Consider the following 1,426-nt stretch of genomic DNA (forward strand, 5'->3'; position numbering starts at 1 on the left):
AAATGAATTCTTCCAAAACTGAACAAAAGACCAAAGCGCAAACAACCGAAGTTGTTCGTCGACTAGAGTTAAATACTCCATAGAAAGGAGGTGATCCAGCCGCACCTTCCGATACGGCTACCTTGTTACGACTTCACCCCAATCATCTGTCCCACCTTAGGCGGCTAGCTCCCAAAAGGGTTACCCCACCGACTTCGGGTGTTACAAACTCTCGTGGTGTGACGGGCGGTGTGTACAAGGCCCGGGAACGTATTCACCGCGGCATGCTGATCCGCGATTACTAGCAATTCCGGCTTCATGTAGGCGAGTTGCAGCCTACAATCCGAACTGAGAATGGCTTTATGAGATTGGCTCGACCTCGCGGTTTTGCTGCTCTTTGTACCATCCATTGTAGCACGTGTGTAGCCCAGGTCATAAGGGGCATGATGATTTGACGTCGTCCCCACCTTCCTCCGGTTTGTCACCGGCAGTCACCTTAGAGTGCCCAACTGAATGCTGGCAACTAAGATCAAGGGTTGCGCTCGTTGCGGGACTTAACCCAACATCTCACGACACGAGCTGACGACAACCATGCACCACCTGTCACTTTGTCCCCCGAAGGGGAAAGCCCTATCTCTAGGGTGGTCAAAGGATGTCAAGACCTGGTAAGGTTCTTCGCGTTGCTTCGAATTAAACCACATGCTCCACTGCTTGTGCGGGCCCCCGTCAATTCCTTTGAGTTTCAACCTTGCGGTCGTACTCCCCAGGCGGAGTGCTTAATGTGTTAACTTCGGCACTAAGGGCATCGAAACCCCTAACACCTAGCACTCATCGTTTACGGCGTGGACTACCAGGGTATCTAATCCTGTTTGCTCCCCACGCTTTCGCGCCTCAGCGTCAGTTACAGACCAGAGAGTCGCCTTCGCCACTGGTGTTCCTCCACATATCTACGCATTTCACCGCTACACGTGGAATTCCACTCTCCTCTTCTGTACTCAAGTCTCCCAGTTTCCAATGACCCTCCACGGTTGAGCCGTGGGCTTTCACATCAGACTTAAAAGACCGCCTGCGCGCGCTTTACGCCCAATAATTCCGGACAACGCTTGCCACCTACGTATTACCGCGGCTGCTGGCACGTAGTTAGCCGTGGCTTTCTGGTTAGGTACCGTCAAGGTGCCGCCCTATTCGAACGGCACTTGTTCTTCCCTAACAACAGAGCTTTACGAACCGAAATCCTTCATCACTCACGCGGCGTTGCTCCGTCAGACTTTCGTCCATTGCGGAAGATTCCCTACTGCTGCCTCCCGTAGGAGTCTGGGCCGTGTCTCAGTCCCAGTGTGGCCGATCACCCTCTCAGGTCGGCTACGCATCGTCGCCTTGGTGAGCCATTACCTCACCAACTAGCTAATGCGCCGCGGGCCCATCCTGTAGTGATAGCCGGAGCCAT

The 1,426-nt window shown here is 53.7% G+C and carries 1 rRNA gene; it reads right to left on the reverse strand.

Annotated elements, in window-relative coordinates:
• Window positions 1-83 precede the first annotated feature (83 nt).
• Window positions 84-1,426: ribosomal RNA gene (locus tag JCM9157_RS23015) — 16S ribosomal RNA — on the reverse strand; the annotation flags it as partial.

Source organism: Halalkalibacter akibai JCM 9157, assembly GCF_000513135.1.
In the GTDB taxonomy this organism is placed as follows: Bacteria; Bacillota; Bacilli; order Bacillales; family Bacillaceae_D; genus Halalkalibacter; species Halalkalibacter akibai.